This window comes from Xanthomonas sp. BRIP62418, assembly GCF_003993495.1.
GTDB lineage: Bacteria > Pseudomonadota > Gammaproteobacteria > Xanthomonadales > Xanthomonadaceae > Xanthomonas > Xanthomonas euroxanthea.
The window spans coordinates 1-539 of the sequence record NZ_QEZG01000013.1 but is presented as its reverse complement, the minus strand read 5'-3'; the positions used below and the strand labels follow the sequence as shown (position 1 = coordinate 539).

The following is a 539-nucleotide window of genomic DNA, read 5'->3' as shown; positions in this document are numbered from 1 at the left end:
GCATCGACCAACCCGGACTTCAACGTGGTGGCGCGTGCGGCGGTGCAGGTCAAGGCCGCGATCGATGCCACCGTCGAGCTGGGTGGCGAGAACTACGTGTTCTGGGGCGGCCGCGAGGGCTACGCCTGCCTGCACAACACCCAGATGAAGCGCGAGCAGGACAACATGGCGCGCTTTTTGACCCTGGCACGCGACTACGGCCGTGCGATCGGCTTCCAAGGCAACTTCCTGATCGAGCCCAAGCCGATGGAGCCGATGAAGCACCAGTACGACTTCGACAGCGCCACGGTGATCGGCTTCCTGCGCCAGCACGGCCTGGACCAGGATTTCAAGCTCAATATCGAAGCCAACCACGCCACGCTGTCGGGCCACAGCTTCGAGCACGACCTGCAGGTGGCAGCCGATGCCGGCCTGCTCGGCAGCATCGATGCCAACCGCGGCAACCCGCAGAACGGCTGGGATACCGACCAGTTCCCGACCGACCTGTACGACACCGTCGGCGCGATGCTGGTGGTGCTGCGCCAGGGCGGGCTGGCACC

Annotated in this window: 1 pseudogene; it reads left to right on the top strand. The window is 65.7% G+C overall.

The features are described 5' to 3' along the window. Positions 1-539, top strand: a pseudogene (locus tag EO174_RS00060) (xylose isomerase); the annotation flags it as partial.